This is a genomic window from Roseovarius halophilus (ex Wu et al. 2025), from assembly GCF_047086965.1.
Window position 1 is genome coordinate 1 of record NZ_JBKOTX010000431.1, and the last position, 1797, is coordinate 1797.

The following is a 1797-nucleotide window of genomic DNA, read 5'->3' on the forward strand; positions in this document are numbered from 1 at the left end:
GCCGGCCCGGGCGTGGCCGGGCGCGGGGCGGCGGGAGCGGCGGCTTGCTCGTAACGGTTCACGGGGGTGTCGCCGATCGCCTCGGTCGCGCCGAGGTCGATCTGCCAGTCGAGCGCCGCCAGCGCGGCGTGAAAATCCAGCCCCGATTCCATGGGGCGAATCTATCCCGCCGCCGCGGGCGGGGAAAGCGGACAGATCGCCCGGGGGGCGGAAGCGCGCCGAATCATGGTTAACGCGCGGAATTCACGTGAAAAACGCCCTTCGGCATGGCGGCGGGGCGCCGCCGGTATCGCGTCGGTGCCGTCGCGGGCCGGCCCGCGGGTAAACGCGGCGCGCGGTATCGCGGCGGGCCGACTGCCCGCTTGCCCCGCGCCGCCGGCCTTTCTATAAGCGGGCCGTATCGGCAAGGAGACGGCATGACCTATTCACACGCCCACCTGCTGGGGATCGAGCCCCTTGCCCAGTCCGACATCACCGCCGTGCTGGACCTGGCCGACCAATACGTCGCCCTGAACCGGCGCGACGTGAAACATGCCGACGCGCTGGCGGGGCTGACGCAGATCAACATGTTCTTCGAGAACTCCACCCGCACGCAGGCCAGTTTCGAACTGGCGGGCAAGCGGCTTGGCGCGGACGTGATGAACATGGCCATGCAGGCCAGCTCCATCAAGAAGGGCGAAACGCTGATCGATACCGCCATGACGCTCAATGCCATGCACCCCGACCTGCTGGTCGTCCGCCATCCGCATTCCGGGGCGGTGGACCTGCTGGCGCAGAAGGTCAACTGCGCTGTGCTGAATGCCGGCGACGGGCGGCACGAACACCCCACGCAGGCCCTGCTGGATGCGCTGACCATCCGGCGGGCCAAGGGGCGGCTGCACCGGCTGAACATCGCGATTTGCGGCGACATCGCGCACAGTCGCGTGGCGCGGTCGAACATCCTGCTGCTGGGCAAGATGGAAAACCGGGTACGGCTGATCGGGCCGCCCACCCTGATGCCGTCGGGGATCGCCGATTTCGGGGTCGAGGTATTCGATGACATGCGCGCGGGGCTGCGCGACGTTGACGTCGTGATGATGCTGCGTCTTCAGCGCGAGCGGATGGATGGCGGCTTCATCCCGTCGGAGCGGGAGTATTACTTCCGCTACGGGCTGGACGCCGAGAAGCTGGGCCATGCCAGGCAGGATGCCATCGTCATGCATCCCGGCCCGATGAACCGCGGCGTCGAGATCGACGGCGAGATCGCCGACGACATCAACCGCAGCGTCATCCAGGAACAGGTCGAGATGGGCGTGGCCGTGCGCATGGCCGCGATGGACCTGCTGGCCCGCAACCTGCGGGCGCGGCCGGCGGGGGTCATGGCATGACCGAGCGGTTCGAGATCAAGGCGCACGAGCACGGTGTCGTCCGGCTGTTCGCCCTCGACCTGCCGGCGGCGGAGGTCGACGGCTTTGCCACGCCGGGCGCGGATGGCTGGCCGCTGCGGGACGCGCTCGGCGCCGATACGCTCGATCCGGACGAAATCGAGGTCTTCCCGGTGAGCGACCTGACGGGGCTGGGCCTTCCGGGCTACATGATCGAGGGGCTGGGTATCGCCGAGGCCGATGTCGCGGAGGACCGCGCGCGGCTGGACGCGCTCAAGGGGCATGTCGTGGTGGTCCGGTCACGCGGCTTCGGGGGCGTGGCGCAGGAAATCACGCCGCGCGCGCCGCTGCGCTGGATCGGCACCTATGTCGAGGAGCGTGCGCCGGTGCAGTTCAGCCCGCTGCCCGACGAGGCCGCCCGCGGCGCGGCCCC

At 69.6% G+C, this 1797-nt stretch carries 2 protein-coding genes; both read left to right on the top strand.

Features of this window, described 5'->3' with window-relative positions; all coding sequences use genetic code 11:
- Positions 1-416: 416 nt before the first annotated feature.
- Entirely contained in the window at positions 417-1367 is a 951-nt protein-coding gene (locus ACH107_RS32510) for an aspartate carbamoyltransferase catalytic subunit (protein ID WP_412509733.1), read from the top strand.
- Positions 1364-1797: hypothetical protein (locus tag ACH107_RS32515; RefSeq protein ID WP_412509734.1), on the top strand; the 434-nt coding region annotated here is incomplete at its 3' end. The genes ACH107_RS32510 and ACH107_RS32515, both read left to right, overlap by 4 nt.